This window comes from Niallia oryzisoli (assembly GCF_043641075.1).
GTDB classification, from domain to species: domain Bacteria; phylum Bacillota; class Bacilli; order Bacillales; family Cytobacillaceae; genus Bacillus_BD; species Bacillus_BD oryzisoli_A.
In genome coordinates this window covers 133,827-151,812 of record NZ_JBHZRC010000004.1, presented here as the reverse complement: position 1 = coordinate 151,812, position 17,986 = coordinate 133,827, and the positions used below count along the sequence as shown (strand labels likewise).

Here is a 17,986-nt window from a genome sequence, read left to right as displayed (position 1 = left end):
GTTTTATTCCTTTCTAAGATGAAATGTTTCATATACAGTCCAAGATCCATTTTCCAGCTGGTACAAAAGATGAAAACGATCTACTTTATCTTGAAAATTTACTTTTAGCATTTGTAATGAGCCAAATACATCAGAATGTTCATCATTCGTGAGCTTTTGGCCGATCGTAATATGTGGAACATACACATATTCGGATACATGACCTGGAAACTTTGTATCAATTTCATTGTGAAGGTTTTCTAAGCTATCCCTTGGATCAATTTTTAGATAAATGACATTATTCACCGGTTTAAAAGAACTAAACTTTGTAATGGTAATGTCAAAGGGTTCAATTTTTTGTGCAACGACATGAAGCTTTTGCACGATGTCATTGATTTCATGCTCTTCTGCTTCAAAGCCTGATTTTAATGTGATATGTGGAGGTATGTGTGTGTAATGCGGGTCATATCGTTTTCTATAAGAATTAACAAAATCTTGTAAAGGTTTTGCAGGGAAAATCACAATACCATATTTCATCTATTTACCTCCGTTTATGAAAGATTGATAAGCGTTTTATTAATAGATTTTAACATAAAGAAGATGAAAAGGGTGGCGAAGAGATTCAAAATGTCGGGGAAATATCTATTGAAATTGACATAATAATTAACAAATGTCATAGAATTGTAATTAGAAAATTAGGAATATTATGTGTTTTACCTAACTTTCTAAAAAAATAAAGGGGGAAATCTTTTGAAGAAAAAAACTTCCTATCTGATGACTGTACTAGTTGTAGCTCTTTCATTGATTTTGGCAGCCTGCAGCGGTTCAAGTGAAGAAACAAGCGGGGATTCGACTGATAAGGATGGAGGTTCTAAAAAACCAAAATTTATCAGTATCCTAACCGGTGGGACAGGTGGTACATATTATCCACTTGGCGGTGCTTTTGCTAATATCATCTCAGAAGAAACTGGGATTGAAACAAATGCGGAGACGTCCGGTGCATCAGCTGAAAATATGACAACTTTAAAAGATGGAAATGCAGAGATTGCATTCTCCCAAACTGATATTGCTGCATACGCTGCTGAAGGGAAATTGATGTTTGAGGGTGCAAAGATTGATAATGTACAAGCAATTGGTACCCTTTACCCTGAGACAATCCAAATTGTTACAACTGAAAAATCTGGTATTAAATCTGTTGAGGATTTAAAAGGGAAAAAGGTGTCTGTGGGTGCACCAGGATCTGGTACAAACCCAAATGCCGAGCAAATTCTAGAAATGTACGGCATGACATTTGATGATATTGAGAAGAAAGATCTTTCATTTGATGAATCCACAGCAGGAATACAGGACGGTACTATTGATGCTGCCTTTGTTACTGCAGGTACCCCAACAGGTGCAGTTGAAGGCTTGTCGGCTACTGAAGATATAGTAATTGTGCCGATTGAACAAGACAAAATTGACGCGCTTATTAAAAAATACCCTTACTATGTACAAGATGAAGTGGCAAAGGGGACCTATGGTCTAGAAGCAGCTGTTTCAACTGTGGCTGTACAAGCGATGCTTGTTGTAAGAGATGACCTATCTGAGGATGTAGTCTACGACATTACAAAAGCCATTTTTGAAAACCTTGATCAAGTTACACATGCTAAAGCAAAACTAATTAAAGCTGAGAATGCTTTAAAAGGTGTTGGTATTGATGTACACCCAGGAGCAAAGAAATACTTTGATGAAATTGGTGTAAAAGCTGAATAGGTGTTAGGAGTTACAATAATCACCAGCAATTGAAGATAAATAGTAAGTACTTCTACAATTGGACGGCCGGCTTGCAATCATTTGGTTAAAGGCCGGCTGTTTGTCTTTCAAAAAGGGGAAGGGGAGATCGATGATGAAGAGAAAGTTTGTCAATCTGCTCTTTTTAATACCCTTTATCCTATTTATATTTCTTCTTCTATTCATTCCTATTTCAGATGCTCTTGTTTTTCAATATCAAAACAGCGGAAATACACTTGCCTATATCCCTATTTCAGAGGGTGAAACCTTTCAAATGAAGTATACCCACTCGATTCATTTATCTGATGTTGTGGAAAGCTATGAAATTACAAATGATAGGCAAATAAAGCAATATGAATTAATGTACGAGGATTTTGCCATTGGGATGCCCGAGAATGCATCAGAGGGAGAGATATTTGAACAGAAGGATGGAAAGTACTATTTGAAAAATATGGACAGAAGATTCCCATCCTTTGATCTTCGTGTTGGAAAAGTACGGGCTAATCATACAGTAATCTTTGAAGGAAAGGAATATCCACTGTCCCGTGTCATAGAGCCGGGAACATGGGTACGGATAAAAATAGAAAGAATAAATTTATGGCAAAGATGGAAAGGAGTGAACATGCTTGAGTAAACATTATGAGACACTTTCTGAGGAGGAGCAGCAGCAGCTCCTTGAAAAATACGACCCTGAAGCAGGCACTAGGAAACTAAGGGGAATGGTCGGCTGGATTGTCTTCTTTGGACTCTTGGCCTTTTCACTTTTTCAAGTCTATACATCGGTATTTGGTGTTTTAACGGCACAGCTTCAGCGAACCATTCACCTTGGCTTTGCGTTGGCATTAATTTTTTTACTTTTTCCTGTGAGAAAAAAGAATGCAGGCAGACGGAATAGGGTTGCCTGGTATGATACGATTCTTGCCCTCTTGTCGGTTATAGTGGGAGCTTACTGGCCGTTAATGATTGATGATCTGGTAAACCGAGTGGGCCGCTTAACACAGGTCGATTTTATTGTTGGTTTGCTAGCGATTCTATTGGTTCTTGAAGCAACAAGACGGACTGTTGGTTTGCCGATAACGATTATAGCCATAATTTTTCTTGGTTATGCGATCTATGGACCCTATATGCCAGGACCGCTTGCGCATCGTGGTTTAGAGCTGGATAGACTTGTACAGACGATGTTTTATACAACCGAAGGTATTTTAGGTACACCGTTAGCGGTCTCGTCCACCTTTATTTTCTTATTCTTGTTATTCGGTTCCTTTTTAATTAAAACGGGTGTCGGAGAATATTTTAATGATCTCTCGATAGCCATTGCCGGACGTAGTATTGGCGGTCCTGCAAAGGTTGCGGTTTTCTCGAGTGCTTTACAAGGGACAATCAGCGGAAGTTCGGTTGCCAATGTCGTGACAAGCGGTGCGTTTACCATCCCCATGATGAAGAACCTTGGTTACCGTAAGGAGTTTGCCGGTGCCGTTGAAGCAGCCTCCTCAACCGGTGGTCAGCTGATGCCGCCGGTAATGGGAGCAGCGGCCTTTTTAATGGCTGAGTTTATTGGCATTCCTTATGCGGAAATTGCCTTGGCAGCTGCGATCCCAGCCATTCTTTATTTTGCCGGCATATGGATTGTTACTCATTTTGAAGCAAAACGAACGGGTTTACGCGGATTAACAAAGGAAGAGATGCCAGACAAGAAAGAGGTTTTACGGAAATCCTACTTGCTAATCCCCATTATCGCAATTATTGTTCTCCTTATGACAGGTATGTCGGTTATGCTTGCAGCACTTTATTCCATTGTCATTTCCATTGTGGTAAGTGCGTTTAATAAGGAAACGAGAATCGGAATTAGAGGGATTATTGATGCGTTAGTCGATGGTGCGAGAACAGCGCTCGGTGTAGCAGCTGCCACAGCTGCTGCCGGGATCATTGTCGGCGTTGTGACAAAGACAGGACTTGGTTTGAAGCTGGCAAATGGTCTACTGGACATTGCAGGTGGAGCTTTGCTGCCTACATTGATATTGACAATGGTTGCCTCACTAATATTGGGAATGGGTGCACCGACAACTGCAAATTATGTCATTACTTCAACGATTGCAGCACCAGCCATTATTATGCTGGGTGTACCGGATTTATCAGCACATCTCTTTGTATTCTACTTTGGCATCATTGCTGATATAACACCGCCTGTAGCATTAGCTGCTTTTGCAGCGGCCGCAATTTCAGGCGGGGAACCCATTAAGACTGGCATAGAATCAACAAAACTGGCTATAGCAGCATTTATTATTCCGTATATGTTTGTTTTTTCTCCGGAACTCCTCATGATTGACACAACCTGGTACCAAGTTTTATGGATTACCATTTCAGCCTTTGCCGGCATGATAGCAATTGGGGCAGGTGTTGTGGGGCATTGGTATCGAAAGATTTATTGGTATGAGCGCATTCCTGCAATTGTGGCAGGCTTGTTGCTAATTCACCCAGGTGGAGTAACGGATATCATCGGTTTTGCCATATTTGCTGCGTTGATAGTTATACAGTTTATATTCAAGGGCCATAGTACACCTAAGGCTCAGGTTTCAGGATGATAAAAAAGCACCGGAGAATTGAACTCTCTGGTGCTTTTTACTTGAATGTGTTGGATTTCCTCGGTTAACTGCTTCGTTGAATTTCTTGTCTCACAGGCATTAACGATAGGATATTTTTTAATTTGAAAATCCGGTTTTGATTTCGAAGAAAACAATAGGCTCTAATATATTCTCCATCTACTTGGTGTACAACAATTTTTCTTTGCGTAAATTGTTGTTTATCAGATAGGTAGATCATTTCGATAGGAATTTGCTCGGTTAACGATTTGTTAATCAGCAGCTTCATGGATCACACACACCTTGATTTTTTTACTATCATATCCAAACATGCGTTCCTTTATTCGTTAAAGCAGACAGATAATCACACAAAATTTCCCTTCATCATAAAATAATAAAAACCGAAGAAAAGGACAGTGCTTTTCCACAAAAATAATGGACAGCATTCACTGGATATCCCTCCTATTATTCGGTTTACGTTCTTCTTACCAGACCATTAAGGATGCTTCTATTGTTGTGATGACATTATTTCTTTCTTGCATGGTTCCTTGAGAAATAACTATTCCTTTATTGGTGGTGAAAAAATGGCAACTTACATTATTAAAGCAAAGAAAATATTAACTGTTTCGAAAAAGGGAACAATCAATCATGGAGCAATGGTTGTTCAAAATGGAAGGATTATTAACATATCAACGTGGGAAAAAATTAATCAAAAATATCAGCAGGTACCGGTGATCGATTGCGGTGAAAATATTATTTGTCCTTCCCTCGTTGACTGCCATACCCATCTACTCGAATTTGCCCCTCCATCACAATTTCCAATTACAAAAAAAACCCATCTACTTGCGGGTAAAGCAATTTTACTAGATGCCCTTTATTCTGGAATTACGGCATTGGGTGAGCAGGTATGCGGGAATCCAATATGTGATCTACGTGTTTCAGATCTTAAGCAGGCTGTTCAGGACGTACCAATGGATATAACCTTTGCAGCTAACTGTTTATCAATAGGTTTTCAGAGAATTATTCATTTTTCGGCCGTGACAGGTTCAGCTCCGATTCCTCGTGAGAATCTGGTAAACAAAGAGATCATTAAGGCTTTGGCAGTCGAAAACGAATATGCAGGAGAGAACTTTTTTATAAATGCTACACCGGCTAATTTTCTAAAAAGTGAAGTGCCTAACGCAGGGGAATTGATTTATTCTCAGCAGGAGTTAGCAGATGTTGTGGCAATATTTCATGCTTATGACAAACAAATTGGCGCATATGCAACAGGTGAACAGGGAATTCAAATGGCCCTGGAAGCTGGATTTGATGTGATCCATCATGCCCACGGGATAACAGACAATCAAATAGAAAAAGCCGCAGGACTGAACACTCAGGTGGTTACGACCCCATTAGGCAGCACCTACCTTGAACCTAATTCACTTGAAGAAATCTTGAAATTGGTAAATGCACAAATTCCAGTTTCTATCTCAACAGATGCGTATCTTCCACCTTATGAAAAAAATGCAGTTGCATTGTCAAATGATAGGAAAACCTTAATGGGTCCGGAAGCTTTAATGGCCATTGCTAATCCGTATATGACAGCGATGTTGGAAAATGGCTATGGCGAAAATGACGCACTAGCATTAATCACGAGGAATCCGGCAAAGGTTTTGGGGAAGGAAGATCAATTTGGAAGCCTAGAAGTCGGAAAGGATGCGAATTTTCTAGTAGCAGAAGGGATACCTGGCATTGATATCATTAATCCAAGTAAAATCAAATCGGTTTACTTCCAAGGGGGAAAGGTAGTTTCAAGACTATGATAATAAAAAGGCTGTAGTAGTAGAATCCGCTGCAGCTGGTTTGTTTTTTGGAATCGGACGATCATCCGGTATAGGATGTTTTTTTGTTATAGATACATACTAAAAATAGAACACTTGGAGGTGGGATAAATGGGAGACGAAGAGCTTTTTGACCAGGAAGCGAATGAGGCAAATATTAAATTGAATCAAGAATTGGATGATAATAGCAAAAGGCCGCATCGCTCAGGTAATGCTGAAGTAAGTTCAACAACAGAGGCGAATCTGAAAATTCAAGACGCCTTTTATAATGAAGAAAATTCAGATGGAATTATTCCAACATATTTAAATAACAATACACCAGCGATTAAAATAACAGGAAAAGACAAATAAATGCATGAAAAACCGGTCCGACTGGACCGGTTTTTACTTAGATAATACCATCTGTTTTGTCACTTTTATCTTTATTGCGTTTGTTTCCTTTACTGTTGTCCCCACTAAAAGGCACTTCGCCATGTAGCTTAGGTGAGTTTTGATTTTGGCTGCCTTTGTTATGTTTTTTTGTCATAGTAGTACCTCCGCTTAAGGTTTATTATGGTTTCCTTTACTGGCCGTCAGCACCATTAGACGTTACTCTGCGAGTATGGGTATCTTCAAAGTTATTGTCTCGAAGAGCTTTGACTTTGTCATTGAGTAATTTCTTTTGATCCACTTCAGAAGATGGTGTGAGTTTTTTCTTTGTCATGCGAAACCCTCCTTCAATTTTAACTGTTAGAGCACCCTTAGTATGCTTCAATATTTGCTTTTCATAAGGTAAAAAGTTAAAAGTGAATGAGTGTAACAAAGAAGGGCTATTTTTGAAAACGATGTTTTTCAACGATTTCTAATTGTGTAATTTTCCCTTCATGAATGACAATATTGAGTGAACCAAATTTTATTTTTTCTAATAGGTCGATAATATTCTTTATTTTTTCTTGATCAACTACAGCCATTTTTCATCCCTCCCATTTTTCTCTATTTAAAAAAGAAGACACCTATCCCTATTTTTATGGTTAGGTGCCTTTGGTGGTCCAATCGGCAATTATTAGTGTAAGAACATCATAAAACATATAATTCCAATCAGTCAAGTGAGATTTTAGAGAAATTTTCAGAAATTTTAAAATGGGTATTTGGATGTCATTAAAGCGTACTAACTAAGTAGGAGTTATCAAAAAAGTGAATAGTAAACTACAAAAAAAATGAACTCATAAAACACAGTTGACATATAGGATTAATAAAATTAAAATAGGTTTTAAATATTCAAAATAAATACAAAACAGCCGATCAGGCAAACTGAAGGCACACAACATTCTCAAGGTGAATTAGGTTTCACTTTTCGAAACAGTTGTGTGTCTTTTTGTATTTATCATTCTTATTACTAGGAGGAGTTTTCATGTATCAGGTAAAGAAAAAAGGAATGTTAAAGGTGGCAACAGCATTAATGGCTTCATTTGTTTTACTTTCAGGATGCTCATTGAACACCACGAGCAGTGAAGAAAGTAAGGGAAAGGGAGAAGAACAAAAGAAAGCGGTTGAACTATTGAATGTATCGTATGATCCGACACGTGAACTCTACGAAGCCTTTAATAAAGAATTTGCCTCGTATTGGAAAGAAGAGACGGGTCAAGAAGTAACGATAAACCAATCACACGGCGGGTCGGGAAGCCAAGCGCGTGCGGTTATCGACGGTTTAGAGGCGGATGTCGTTACACTAGCACTTGCGTATGATATTGATGCTATTGCAGAACAGAAATTACTATCTGAGGATTGGATAAAGGACTTTGAAAGCAATTCATCCCCTTATACATCTACAATGGTATTTCTTGTTCGTAAAGGAAATCCAAAAGGAATTAAAGACTGGGATGATTTAGTGAAAGATAATGTATCTGTCATTACACCAAATCCAAAAACATCTGGCGGAGCTCGATGGAACTACCTAGCTGCTTATGGATACGCGTTAAAACAAAACAACAATAATGAGGAGAAAGCAAAAGAGTTTGTCAAAAAACTATATCAAAATGTTGAGGTATTAGATTCAGGTGCTCGTGGGTCTACAACAACATTTGTTGAAAAAGGGATTGGAGATGTATTAATCGCCTGGGAAAATGAAGCGTTGCTTTCGTTGAAGGAATTAGGCGAAGGTGAATTTGAAATTGTAGCTCCATCCATTAGTATCCTTGCTGAACCACCTGTAGCCATTGTTGATGAAGTGGTGGACAAAAAAGGAACAAGAGAAGTTGCAGAAGGCTATTTAGAATTCTTATACAGTGAGAAAGGTCAAGAAATTGCAGCACAAAATTATTATCGTCCACGTGATGAAAAGGTTGCAGAGAAATATGCTAACCAATTTCCTGATGTAGAGTTATTTACTATTGATGAAGTTTTTGGAGGCTGGAAAAAGGCTCAGGAAACACATTTTGCTGATGGCGGGGTTTTTGATTCAATTTATACTCAGTAATACAAATAAGAATAAAAAGTTGATAAGAAGTTAACAAGGCACCCAGCGTCCTAGAATGAGGTGATTCTATCATGAGGCAAAGGGTGCCTATAGCTTTTCTTTAAGGAGAAGGATGAAAATGAAAAGCAAAAAAAAGCGAGTATTACCGGGCTTTGGACTGTCGCTGGGATTTACGACACTGTATCTTAGTTTATTGGTATTGATTCCATTATCGATGGTATTTATTCAAACCTCTCAGCTTGGATGGGGAGAATTTATTGAAGTTGTAACGAGTGAACGTGTAATCCATTCTTACAAAATTAGTTTTGGAACTGCGTTTGCTGCTGCTGCTATCAATGCAGTTTTTGGTTTGTTAGTTGCTTGGGTATTAGTTCGATATTCATTTCCTGGCAAAAAAATATTAGATGCTTTAATTGACTTACCATTTGCACTTCCAACAGCTGTAGCCGGTATTACGCTTACTACTTTATATTCCACAAATGGTTGGATTGGTCAATTGTTAGAACCATTAAACATTAAAGTAGCGTTTACACCGCTTGGCATTACGGTCGCCCTTACGTTTATTGGTTTGCCGTTTATTGTTCGTATGGTACAACCTGTTCTAGTGGATATTGAAAAAGAAGTAGAGGAAGCTGCCGAGAGTTTGGGTGCATCACGTATGCAAATTTTTCGAAAGATCATTTTTCCGGAGCTATTGCCAGGGCTTTTATCAGGCTTTTCATTGGCTTTTGCAAGAGGTCTAGGGGAATATGGATCGGTAGTTTTTATTGCTGGCAATATGCCGATGAAGACGGAAATTGCACCACTTATGATTATGACAAAGCTAGAACAATTTGATTATGCAGGGGCAACGGCCATTGCGGTTGTCATGCTAATTATTTCTTTTCTTTGTTTAATTATCATGAACATAATCCAAATATGGAGCCGAAAGTCTCAGCTTCAAAGTGAGTAGGTGAATAAAAAATGGAGCCACAGATATCAGAAACAATCAAACAAATTACAACTAGGAAACGAAAAAGTTCAAAAGAATCTAAATGGGTAAAAGTGGTACTTATTTTCATTGCCATTCTGTATTTATCCTTACTACTATTTATTCCTCTCGCTGCAATCTTTGTCAAAGCGTTTGAAAAGGGCTTTGATGTCTATTTGGCAGCTATTACAGAAAGTGATGCATTATCAGCCATTCGTTTAACTCTGTTAGTAGCTGTCATTGTTGTTCCGTTAAATACATTATTTGGCGTCGCGGCAGCATGGGCTGTAACGAAATTCCGCTTTAGAGGAAAACAAATTCTATTATCCTTGCTTGAATTGCCATTTGCTGTTTCACCTGTTATTGCTGGTTTAGTGTTTGTATTGCTCTTCAGTCCCCGTGGTGTGTTAGGACCATGGCTTGTTGATTATGGAATTAAAATCATTTTTTCAGTTCCGGGAATTATTATAGCGACTATATTTGTGACCGTTCCCTTTGTTGCGCGTGAATTGATTCCGGTTATGCAGGCGCAGGGAACATCCGAGGAAGAAGCAGCTGTTTCTCTCGGGGCAAATGGATGGCAAATGTTTTGGCGGGTGACGCTGCCAAATATAAAATGGGGATTGCTGTATGGCATGATCTTATGTAATGCCAGAGCCATTGGAGAGTTTGGTGCTGTTTCTGTTGTGTCAGGTAGAATCCGCGGTTTGACGAATACAATGCCGCTTCATGTAGAAATTTTATATAATGAGTATCAATTTTCTGCTTCCTTTGCCGTTGCATCACTAATGTCAATTATGGCTATGATTACACTCATTATTAAAAGCATGATTGAATGGAAAACAAATAAACAAGAGGGAAAAGGGGTGTAGATCAATATGTCTATTCAAATTGAGAATGTATCAAAGAAGTTTGGAACGTTTCAAGCCTTAAACAATATTAATCTTGAAATTCCAGATGGTCAGCTTGTTGCTCTTTTAGGTCCCTCTGGTTCTGGGAAAACTACATTGCTTCGTGTTATTGCTGGCTTAGAGACAGCCGACGAGGGGGCCATTTTATTTGATGGGGATGATTTAACGGATGCACATGTAAGCAATAGAGAAGTTGGGTTTGTTTTTCAGCATTATGCATTGTTTAAGCATATGACTGTATTTGAGAATATGGCTTTCGGATTGAAGGTAAGAAAGAAAAGAAACCGTCCTTCTCCATCTGCTATTAAGGAAAAAGTGTATGAATTATTACAGCTTGTAAAATTAGAAGGGTATGCAGGAAGGTTTCCTTCCCAATTATCCGGAGGACAACGTCAACGGGTAGCACTTGCTAGAGCCTTGGCTGTAGAACCGAAAATACTTCTATTGGATGAGCCCTTCGGTGCACTAGATGCAAAGGTAAGAAAGGAACTGCGCCGCTGGCTACGTAAATTACATGATGAGGTTCATATTACAAGTGTGTTTGTAACACATGATCAAGAGGAGGCACTAGATGTTGCCGATCAAATTGTTGTGATGAATGAAGGGAAAATTGAGCAGCAGGGCACACCGGATGAGGTCTATGATCACCCGGCAAGTCCGTTTGTTTATGACTTCCTTGGAAATGTTAACCTATTCCGAGGCAGGCTGAATCATGGAAAGCTAAGTGTTGGCAGTGCAAAGCTGGAAGCGATTGGGCATCAGGATGCAGCGGATTTAGATGCAGTCGGGTATGTGCGCCCACATCAGCTTGCGATTGAACGAGTCAAACAAAGTGAAGATGCCATTCCAGCAATTGTTACATTTTCGCATTCGGTTGGTCCTGTTGTTTATATTGAGATGAGGCTGCAGGATTCTAATGAATTTGTAGAAGCGGAAATCAGTAAGGAAGAATTTAATAGACTGGCCTTGACAAAGGGTGAGCTGGTTTATGTTCGTCCTAAGGAAGTTAAAGTGTTTATCCCAGAGGATTTTGTCATTTAAGCCATTGTTGAAAAATAAACAAAAATCTTTAATGCAAGTACTAGGAAGTATTATAAAAAAGGATGACCTTCATTAATATTGAAGGTCATCCTTTTCATTTAGGCTTTAAAGCTATCCTGCCATTTAAGCAATCGATTTTCTAAAAAGCGGACAATGGAATCTGAGATTTTACCGGCAAGCGCAAATATGATAATGCCTACAAAAACAATGTCAGTCTGCATAAAGGAACGGGCATCTTGAATCATAAAACCGACTCCTCTATCTGCCCCTAACAATTCGGCGACGACTAAGCACATCCAGGCAGCACTTAAGGCAAGACGTATACCCAGCAAAATATTTGGCAAAGCACCCGGAATCATAAGCTTTGTGATTTTTTCCAAACGACTGTATTCTAAAATCTGGGCAACATCATACAGCTTTTGATCTACATTTCGAATACCCAAAAAGGTTTGTAGGTATAAAGGGAAAAAGGCACCTAATGCAATTAGTAATACCTTTGATAATTCTCCAAATCCAAACCACATAATGAAAAGCGGTGTAATAGCTAGTAACGGGATGGTACGTAGCATTTGGATGGTCGGGTTTAAATACTCCTCAGACCTTTTATTCATTCCAACAATAATGCCGACTAGCAGACCGAAAAAACTACCAAGAGAAAAGCCAAGAATCGCACGTGTTAAACTAATTTGTAGGTGGGATGCCAGTTCACCTGATTGAATAAGTTCAATAAAGCTTGTCAGGATTAATAACGGTGATGAAAAGAGCTGTGCTGGCAGGACACCAACAGTACCTAGTAATTGCCATAAAAATAAAATGAAAATTGGCAGGAATAACCCACGGAAAAATATTTTACTTTTTTTAGAGTTTGTTTTCTTTTTCTTTATAGAAATCGCATTACTTTGAACAATCGTTTGTGTAGACATAATATGTCATCCTTTCCGTTTAAATTAAATGGTCCAGTCCTCTTTGTCTTCAGGTTTATGATCGAGATGATTTAGTATCACTGTTCTAAATTCCTGGAACGATTTACTTGTTCGCCTCCTTGGATAGGGTAAATCAATGGACACTGTTGCCTTTATGCGTCCAGGTTTGGAATCCATTACAACAATCTTAGATGATAAAAAGACAGCTTCATCAATATCGTGTGTAACTAGAACCATAGTGGTTTGGTTTTTCTGCCAAATTTCCAGCAATGCTTCCTGTAAGTGGCTGCGGGTGAATGCATCTAAAGCACCGAAGGGTTCATCAAGCAGCAGGATTTCAGGATTACGAAGTAAAGCTCTCGCTATTGATACACGCTGTGACATGCCTCCTGATAATTGCCTTGGAAAAGCTTTCTCAAATCCATTCAATTTCACTAGTGAGATTAAATCATCGACTCTTTTTCGTATGGCAGGGTCTTTTAATGAGAGATTTCCAGCGATATTTTTTTCAGCTGTAAGCCAAGGGAATAAGCGGTGCTCTTGAAAAATAAAGCCGCGATCCTTTGAAGGACCATTCACATCCTGGCTGCCTATGACAATAGTTCCTTCATAATGTAAATCCAGTCCGGCAATTAATTTTAATAATGTACTTTTTCCGCAGCCGCTTGGACCGATAACGGATAAAAATTCCCCCTGCTTTACGGAGAGATTAATGTTATCTAAAACATGTACTCGCTCACTTTCGTTGTTAAATACTTTACTTACATCATTGATTTGTAATGCTGCGACCGTCATATAAATCATCCTTTCTGAATTAAAAAAGAGATCCAGCTCAAAAGACAGATTGTCTTTTAGCTGAATCTCCAGTCGTCTAGTCGATTCGTTTTAAATTTTTAATTTTCTATAAATTAACATGAATTCGTTTGAGAAGCAATACTTAATTCCAATTAATTTTATATGATTAATTTAAAAAATAAGTTGACAGAGTATTTTGGCTTCTGTTAAGATTCATTCATAGCACGAATCCCTTACAAATATTGTTAAAACTAATAGGTGTAAAATAGAATCAACTGGTCAACCAGAGATTCAATAAAGAGATGAGCCCTCATCTTTTTGTTGGATCTCTTTTTCTTTTACCTATTAATCTTATTAAACAGGTTTGTAAAATAGGATTTGTGATGCCGAGGAAACACATACAAAAAAATTAGGAGGAATTTAACAATGACAACTCAAACAAATCAATTAAAAGTGGTGCCTGCAGCCGGGAGAATAGGAGCAGAGATCCAAGGTGTTCTATTAACGAAGGATTTAGACTTGAAGGTATTTCAGGAAATCAAACAGCTGCTAAACGAATACAAAGTATTATTTTTCAGAGGACAACAACATATAGACGATAAAAGCCAAGAGGAATTTGCTGCATTGTTAGGGAAACCATATGCCCATCCAACTGTACCTGCTAAAGAGAATTCAAGTGCAATTCTTGAGTTAGATTCCTTACATGGTGCAAAAGCAAACACTTGGCATACTGATGTAACGTTTGTCCCTGAAGTACCAAAGTATTCAATCTTAAGAGGAGTTACCATCCCTGCCACTGGCGGAGATACAGTCTGGGCAAATACTAATACCGCCTATCAAGATTTACCAGAATCTTTACAGAAGTTAGCTGATCAATTATGGGCCATTCATACAAATGAATATGACTATGCCAATCTAACGAATGTAAATAAAATCGTAACAGATGAGGCAAGAAAAAAATATCGAAATGTATTTGAGTCAACTGTGTATAAAACAAAACACCCTGTTGTTCATGTACATGCAGAAACGGGTAAAAAACATCTGTTATTAGGTGGATTTGCCGGAGCGTTAGAGGGATACTCACGAAGTGAATCAGAAGCATTAATTAACATTTTGCAATCATATGTGACGCGTTTAGAGAACACAGTTCGATGGAAATGGAATGAAGGAGACCTTGTTATTTGGGATAACTTAGCCACACAGCATTATGCTGTAGCTGATTACGAAGAACGCCGTATTGTCCGCAGGGTTACAGTAGGCAAAGAGGTACCTGTTAATGTTAAGAACAAAGCTAGTTTACTGTTATCAAAGAAATAAATCTTTTTATCTGAATACCAATAATAAATGGATTAGGGAGAATATATATGAAGAAAAAGAGCAGATTTCTACTGGGGTTATTGATTACGATGATTATATCTGTCTTATTAGCAGGATGCAGCTCGGATACGAAAACAGCCTCTGGAAAAACGCAAAAGGACAATAAAACAATCACCGTTAATGTCGCGATAAACGGTAAAATCGGTCCGCTATTAATAGCCAAAGAAAAGGGTTGGCTAGAGGAGGAATTTAAGACAGTGAATGCAGAGGTGGCATGGAGTGAGTTCCCCAGCGGTCCGCCTCTTCTTGAATCGTTAGCTTCAAATCGTGTTGACATATCAGCCTTAGGTGATGGTGCTTTAATAGCCGGCTTAGATAAAAAACTGCCATTTGAAGTGATTGCGCAATCTGGAACAGGGGAGTCTCTCTCGAGAATCCTTGTTCAAGCGGATGGTGACATTCAAAAGGTAGAAGATTTAAAAGGTAAGACCGTGGGGGTAGCTTCTGGAACAACTGCCCATGTGTATCTAATTAAAGCGTTAAAGGCACATGGTTTATCTACAGATGATGTGAAGCTTATTAATTTACAGCCGGATGATGCACAAGCAGCTTTTGAAACAAAGCAATTAGATGCCTGGGTTGTATGGAACCCTTATCGAATTTTGAATATTAAAAAGGGAATTGCTAAAGAACTGGAAGTAAATGCTACGATACTTGCGCCAAGTGCTCTTATTACACGAACTGAATTTGGAAAAGAACATCCGGAGATCGTCGAAGCTTATTTAAGAGTGTCTCTTAAAGCAGCCCAGTGGCAAAATGAAAACCCGGACGAAGCAGCAAAAATATTCTCTGAACATACAAAATTACCGGTGGATGTTGTGAAAACAATTATTACAAGCGAGAAACCTGACTTGTTCTTTACTGAGGAGGGAATCCAAGCACAACAAGAATCAATTGAAACATTAGCAAAGGTTGGGTATATCAAAAGTGAATTCACCTTTGAAGACCACATTAACGACAGTTATATAGATAATGCTTTTAAAAAATAGGCTATGTTAACTAAACCATTTTAGGAGGATTTTTATAATGACAACACAAACTGAGCAATTAAGCGTCGTACCTATAGCAGGAAGAATTGGAGCAGAAATTCGAGGAATAAAATTAAGTGCTAAAATAGATCCGTCAGTTTTAATAGAAATCAAAAATGCATTACATGAGTATAAAGAATTGTTTTTCAAAGATCAAAATCATTTAGATGATGCAGAGCAAGAATCATTCGCAAAATTACTAGGCGAACCATATGCCCATCCAACCATTCCTGTAAAGGAGCAAACAAATTATATTTTTGAATTGGATTCTCAAAGGCTAGGTGGTGGAAAGGGTTCAAGTGCTGTTACAAATCCATGGCACACAGATGTTACGTTTGTTCCCGAAGTACCTAAATATTCCGTATTAAGAGGTGTGAAAATCCCATCAGTCGGCGGTGATACAGTTTGGGCTAATACAAATTCCGCATATGAAGAACTGCCAATAGAGCTGAAAGCATTAGCAGATGAGCTATGGAGTGTTCATAGCAATGAAAATGATTATGTTCAGACTTTAAGTGATGATGAAGTAAAAGAGAAGAATCTAGAATTTAGTAAGAAATTTTCGAATACTACCTTTAAAACAAAACATCCGGTTGTTCATGTTCATAACAAAACGGGTAAAAAGCATTTATTACTAGGTGGATTTGTTAAACAATTACAGGGATATTCAAAAAGTGAATCAGAGAAACTTTATAGTATTCTTCAATCATATATTACTCGTTTAGAAAATACGGTTCGTTGGAAATGGACTGAAGGTGACGTTATCATCTGGGATAATTTAGCTACACAGCATTATCCGGTTGGTGATTATGTTGAGCACCGCATTGTACGCCGTGTGACAGTTGGAAAACAGGTGCCAATTAACCAAAGGAATGAGGCAAGTGAACTTCTTTCAAAGAAATAAGCCTATTATCCTTTTTTTTATTAATTCCGACTAATCATATATAAAAACTTCTATATTGGTTTTTAAAATTATATTGAGGAAGTATAAAGAGCCGGTGCACACTCCAGCTCTTTTTTACTTTCATTTACTTCCAAACGTCATTCGCAATGTTAATGACATGCTTGACTTTATCCCACTGCTGTTCTTCAGTTAATTTGTTTCCCTCTTCTGTTGAAGCAAAACCACATTGCGGGCTAAGGCAAAGCTGATCAAGGCTTACATACTGACTAGCTTCTTTCATTCTAGCTTTTATGTTTTCTGGATTTTCAAGCTCACCAAATTTAGAGGTAATCAAACCTAAGACTATCTTTAAATCTGAACGGTTCACATGTCTAAGTGGTTCGAAGCCACCTGAGCGCTCATCATCAAATTCTAGGAATAACCCATCAACATTCAAGCTGCCAAAAATAATATCTGATACATTTTCATAGCCGCCGCTCGATGTAAAGGTAGATTGGAAGTTCCCACGGCAAATATGCATAGTAATCTTCATATCTTCCGGTTTATTAGCAATTGATTCATTAATCACTCTTGCATAAAGCTCTGCAAGTTCCCTAGGTTCATCACCTTGCTCTTTAATTTTTTCAAGACCTGATTCAGAAAAGAATGATGCCCATGAAGTATCGTCTAATTGTAAATAACGACAGCCTGCATCGTAAAAAGCTTGAACTGCTTTTTGATAAGCAGAGATTAAATCATTAGCTAAGTCGGTTTTATTTGTGTATATATCCGTTTCAATTTTTCCTCTATAGAGAAGCATATTTGGACTTGGAATCGTAAACTTCGCTGTATGATTACCAGCAATACTATGAAGGAATTTGTAGTCTTCAATAAATGGATGACTGTCAAAGTCAATTTTTCCGGTAACCTTGACGCCGTGTGCTCTTGTCGTAACACCATTAAATTGTAAACCTGATTCGGATTCATAGAATTCAGCACCAACAAGGCCGCCTAAGAAATCAAAATGCCACCAGGCACGTCTGAACTCACCATCTGTAACAGCCTGTAAACCGATAGCTTTTTGTTTTTCTACTAACCTAATAATTTCAGTATCTTCAATTGCCCGTAATTGCTCAGCAGTGATTTCACCATTTTCTTTTTGTAAACGAGCTTGTTTGATTCGATCGGGTCTTAAAAAGCTGCCGACGATATCTGCTCGAAAGGGTGCTTTTGTTGTGATTGTCATGATTCCATCTCCTTACTTTATATGTGAATCATTATATAGATATTTTTAATAGTTCGACAAGTTTTTATATCAAATTTATAGTGAAAATAGTGAAAAATAGGTCTTTTTATATAAATAATAGAACTAAATAGTATAGAAGAATTTTTTATGCATAGAGAATGTGAATCATTCACGGCATAGGAAATCAACGTTATTGGTATATTGAA

Annotated in this window: 20 protein-coding genes; 12 read left to right on the top strand and 8 right to left on the bottom strand. The window is 38.1% G+C overall.

The window, feature by feature from the left end; translation table 11 throughout:
- Nucleotides 1-3: 3 nt before the first annotated feature.
- Nucleotides 4-516 carry a YjcG family protein gene (locus ACHUFV_RS14625; protein ID WP_394235360.1) on the bottom strand — a complete coding sequence of 171 codons (513 nt, stop codon included), beginning with the start codon at nucleotides 514-516 and terminating at the stop codon, nucleotides 4-6.
- Between the two features lie 213 nt (nucleotides 517-729).
- On the opposite strand from ACHUFV_RS14625, the gene ACHUFV_RS14620 reads away from it, so the two are divergent.
- From ACHUFV_RS14620 to ACHUFV_RS14610, 3 genes are all read left to right on the top strand, one after another.
- The gene (locus ACHUFV_RS14620; protein WP_394235358.1) at nucleotides 730-1,731 is read left to right on the top strand and encodes a TAXI family TRAP transporter solute-binding subunit; all 1,002 of its coding nucleotides are present in this window, start codon (nucleotides 730-732) and stop codon (nucleotides 1,729-1,731) included.
- Nucleotides 1,732-1,864: 133 nt separating this feature from the next.
- Nucleotides 1,865-2,383, top strand: a complete 519-nt coding sequence (locus ACHUFV_RS14615; protein WP_394235356.1) for a DUF1850 domain-containing protein — start codon at nucleotides 1,865-1,867, stop codon at nucleotides 2,381-2,383.
- Nucleotides 2,376-4,331, top strand: coding sequence for a TRAP transporter permease (locus tag ACHUFV_RS14610; protein ID WP_394235354.1), 1,956 nt, complete (start codon nucleotides 2,376-2,378; stop codon nucleotides 4,329-4,331). The genes ACHUFV_RS14615 and ACHUFV_RS14610 overlap by 8 nt, the downstream gene beginning before the upstream one ends.
- Nucleotides 4,332-4,395: 64 nt before the next feature.
- Here the strand turns inward: ACHUFV_RS14610 and ACHUFV_RS14605 are convergent, their stop codons facing one another.
- Nucleotides 4,396-4,617, bottom strand: a complete 222-nt coding sequence (locus ACHUFV_RS14605) for a WYL domain-containing protein (protein ID WP_394235352.1) — start codon at nucleotides 4,615-4,617, stop codon at nucleotides 4,396-4,398.
- 295 nt (nucleotides 4,618-4,912) lie between these two features.
- Between ACHUFV_RS14605 and ACHUFV_RS14600 the strand changes: the two genes are divergently transcribed.
- On the top strand, nucleotides 4,913-6,133 hold the full coding sequence (locus ACHUFV_RS14600) for an amidohydrolase family protein (protein WP_394235350.1): 1,221 nt from the start codon (nucleotides 4,913-4,915) through the stop codon (nucleotides 6,131-6,133).
- Nucleotides 6,134-6,262: 129 nt separating this feature from the next.
- Nucleotides 6,263-6,502 (top strand): hypothetical protein, encoded by a 240-nt coding sequence (locus ACHUFV_RS14595; RefSeq protein WP_394235348.1) that lies wholly within the window; start codon nucleotides 6,263-6,265, stop codon nucleotides 6,500-6,502.
- A gap of 37 nt (nucleotides 6,503-6,539) precedes the next feature.
- Here the strand turns inward: ACHUFV_RS14595 and ACHUFV_RS14590 are convergent, their stop codons facing one another.
- The 3 genes from ACHUFV_RS14590 to ACHUFV_RS14580 form a co-directional block, all read right to left on the bottom strand.
- Entirely contained in the window at nucleotides 6,540-6,677 is a 138-nt protein-coding gene (locus ACHUFV_RS14590) for a hypothetical protein (protein ID WP_394235346.1), read from the bottom strand.
- A gap of 36 nt (nucleotides 6,678-6,713) precedes the next feature.
- Complete coding sequence (locus ACHUFV_RS14585) at nucleotides 6,714-6,854, bottom strand: hypothetical protein (RefSeq protein ID WP_394235344.1); 141 nt, start codon at nucleotides 6,852-6,854, stop codon at nucleotides 6,714-6,716.
- A 106-nt stretch (nucleotides 6,855-6,960) separates the two neighbouring features.
- Nucleotides 6,961-7,101 carry a DUF2292 domain-containing protein gene (locus ACHUFV_RS14580; RefSeq protein ID WP_394235342.1) on the bottom strand — a complete coding sequence of 47 codons (141 nt, stop codon included), beginning with the start codon at nucleotides 7,099-7,101 and terminating at the stop codon, nucleotides 6,961-6,963.
- Between the two features lie 440 nt (nucleotides 7,102-7,541).
- Between ACHUFV_RS14580 and ACHUFV_RS14575 the strand changes: the two genes are divergently transcribed.
- The 4 genes from ACHUFV_RS14575 (at nucleotide 7,542) to ACHUFV_RS14560 (ending at nucleotide 11,528) form a co-directional block, all read left to right on the top strand.
- Nucleotides 7,542-8,606, top strand: a complete 1,065-nt coding sequence (locus tag ACHUFV_RS14575) for a sulfate ABC transporter substrate-binding protein (protein WP_394235341.1) — start codon at nucleotides 7,542-7,544, stop codon at nucleotides 8,604-8,606.
- Nucleotides 8,607-8,724: 118 nt separating this feature from the next.
- Entirely contained in the window at nucleotides 8,725-9,558 is an 834-nt protein-coding gene (gene cysT, locus ACHUFV_RS14570; RefSeq protein ID WP_394235339.1) for a sulfate ABC transporter permease subunit CysT, read from the top strand.
- Nucleotides 9,559-9,569: 11 nt separating this feature from the next.
- The gene (gene cysW, locus ACHUFV_RS14565; RefSeq protein ID WP_394235337.1) at nucleotides 9,570-10,448 is read left to right on the top strand and encodes a sulfate ABC transporter permease subunit CysW; all 879 of its coding nucleotides are present in this window, start codon (nucleotides 9,570-9,572) and stop codon (nucleotides 10,446-10,448) included.
- A gap of 6 nt (nucleotides 10,449-10,454) precedes the next feature.
- Entirely contained in the window at nucleotides 10,455-11,528 is a 1,074-nt protein-coding gene (locus tag ACHUFV_RS14560; RefSeq protein WP_394235335.1) for a sulfate/molybdate ABC transporter ATP-binding protein, read from the top strand.
- Nucleotides 11,529-11,626: 98 nt separating this feature from the next.
- Here the strand turns inward: ACHUFV_RS14560 and ACHUFV_RS14555 are convergent, their stop codons facing one another.
- Nucleotides 11,627-12,451: an ABC transporter permease gene (locus tag ACHUFV_RS14555; RefSeq protein WP_394235333.1), complete on the bottom strand. Its 825-nt coding sequence runs from the start codon at nucleotides 12,449-12,451 to the stop codon at nucleotides 11,627-11,629.
- A gap of 24 nt (nucleotides 12,452-12,475) precedes the next feature.
- Nucleotides 12,476-13,246 carry an ABC transporter ATP-binding protein gene (locus ACHUFV_RS14550; RefSeq protein ID WP_394235332.1) on the bottom strand — a complete coding sequence of 257 codons (771 nt, stop codon included), beginning with the start codon at nucleotides 13,244-13,246 and terminating at the stop codon, nucleotides 12,476-12,478.
- Nucleotides 13,247-13,672: 426 nt separating this feature from the next.
- Here ACHUFV_RS14550 and ACHUFV_RS14545 point away from each other — a divergent pair, with 426 nt between their 5' ends.
- Genes ACHUFV_RS14545 through ACHUFV_RS14535 form a run of 3 tightly spaced genes read left to right on the top strand, consistent with a single transcriptional unit; the run spans nucleotide 13,673 to nucleotide 16,555 of the window.
- Nucleotides 13,673-14,563 carry a TauD/TfdA dioxygenase family protein gene (locus ACHUFV_RS14545; RefSeq protein WP_394235330.1) on the top strand — a complete coding sequence of 297 codons (891 nt, stop codon included), beginning with the start codon at nucleotides 13,673-13,675 and terminating at the stop codon, nucleotides 14,561-14,563.
- A 47-nt stretch (nucleotides 14,564-14,610) separates the two neighbouring features.
- Nucleotides 14,611-15,612 (top strand): ABC transporter substrate-binding protein, encoded by a 1,002-nt coding sequence (locus tag ACHUFV_RS14540; RefSeq protein WP_394235328.1) that lies wholly within the window; start codon nucleotides 14,611-14,613, stop codon nucleotides 15,610-15,612.
- Between the two features lie 37 nt (nucleotides 15,613-15,649).
- Complete coding sequence (locus ACHUFV_RS14535; protein WP_394235326.1) at nucleotides 15,650-16,555, top strand: TauD/TfdA dioxygenase family protein; 906 nt, start codon at nucleotides 15,650-15,652, stop codon at nucleotides 16,553-16,555.
- A gap of 124 nt (nucleotides 16,556-16,679) precedes the next feature.
- Here the strand turns inward: ACHUFV_RS14535 and ACHUFV_RS14530 are convergent, their stop codons facing one another.
- Complete coding sequence (locus ACHUFV_RS14530; RefSeq protein ID WP_394235324.1) at nucleotides 16,680-17,780, bottom strand: 5-methyltetrahydropteroyltriglutamate--homocysteine S-methyltransferase; 1,101 nt, start codon at nucleotides 17,778-17,780, stop codon at nucleotides 16,680-16,682.
- Between the last annotated feature and the right edge of the window lie 206 nt (nucleotides 17,781-17,986).

Excerpts from the sequence above, each read along its gene's own strand:
- ACHUFV_RS14625 (WP_394235360.1), bottom strand. The coding sequence starts at position 516 with ATGAAATATGGTATTGTGATTTTCCCTGCAAAACCTTTACAAGATTTT.
- ACHUFV_RS14615 (WP_394235356.1), top strand. The coding sequence starts at position 1,865 with ATGAAGAGAAAGTTTGTCAATCTGCTCTTTTTAATACCCTTTATCCTA.
- ACHUFV_RS14605 (WP_394235352.1), bottom strand. The coding sequence starts at position 4,617 with ATGAAGCTGCTGATTAACAAATCGTTAACCGAGCAAATTCCTATCGAA.
- ACHUFV_RS14600 (WP_394235350.1), top strand. The coding sequence starts at position 4,913 with ATGGCAACTTACATTATTAAAGCAAAGAAAATATTAACTGTTTCGAAA.
- ACHUFV_RS14595 (WP_394235348.1), top strand. The coding sequence starts at position 6,263 with ATGGGAGACGAAGAGCTTTTTGACCAGGAAGCGAATGAGGCAAATATT.
- ACHUFV_RS14590 (WP_394235346.1), bottom strand. The coding sequence starts at position 6,677 with ATGACAAAAAAACATAACAAAGGCAGCCAAAATCAAAACTCACCTAAG.
- ACHUFV_RS14585 (WP_394235344.1), bottom strand. The coding sequence starts at position 6,854 with ATGACAAAGAAAAAACTCACACCATCTTCTGAAGTGGATCAAAAGAAA.
- ACHUFV_RS14580 (WP_394235342.1), bottom strand. The coding sequence starts at position 7,101 with ATGGCTGTAGTTGATCAAGAAAAAATAAAGAATATTATCGACCTATTA.
- ACHUFV_RS14575 (WP_394235341.1), top strand. The coding sequence starts at position 7,542 with ATGTATCAGGTAAAGAAAAAAGGAATGTTAAAGGTGGCAACAGCATTA.
- cysT (WP_394235339.1), top strand. The coding sequence starts at position 8,725 with ATGAAAAGCAAAAAAAAGCGAGTATTACCGGGCTTTGGACTGTCGCTG.
- cysW (WP_394235337.1), top strand. The coding sequence starts at position 9,570 with ATGGAGCCACAGATATCAGAAACAATCAAACAAATTACAACTAGGAAA.
- ACHUFV_RS14560 (WP_394235335.1), top strand. The coding sequence starts at position 10,455 with ATGTCTATTCAAATTGAGAATGTATCAAAGAAGTTTGGAACGTTTCAA.
- ACHUFV_RS14555 (WP_394235333.1), bottom strand. The coding sequence starts at position 12,451 with ATGTCTACACAAACGATTGTTCAAAGTAATGCGATTTCTATAAAGAAA.
- ACHUFV_RS14550 (WP_394235332.1), bottom strand. The coding sequence starts at position 13,246 with ATGACGGTCGCAGCATTACAAATCAATGATGTAAGTAAAGTATTTAAC.
- ACHUFV_RS14545 (WP_394235330.1), top strand. The coding sequence starts at position 13,673 with ATGACAACTCAAACAAATCAATTAAAAGTGGTGCCTGCAGCCGGGAGA.
- ACHUFV_RS14540 (WP_394235328.1), top strand. The coding sequence starts at position 14,611 with ATGAAGAAAAAGAGCAGATTTCTACTGGGGTTATTGATTACGATGATT.
- ACHUFV_RS14535 (WP_394235326.1), top strand. The coding sequence starts at position 15,650 with ATGACAACACAAACTGAGCAATTAAGCGTCGTACCTATAGCAGGAAGA.
- ACHUFV_RS14530 (WP_394235324.1), bottom strand. The coding sequence starts at position 17,780 with ATGACAATCACAACAAAAGCACCCTTTCGAGCAGATATCGTCGGCAGC.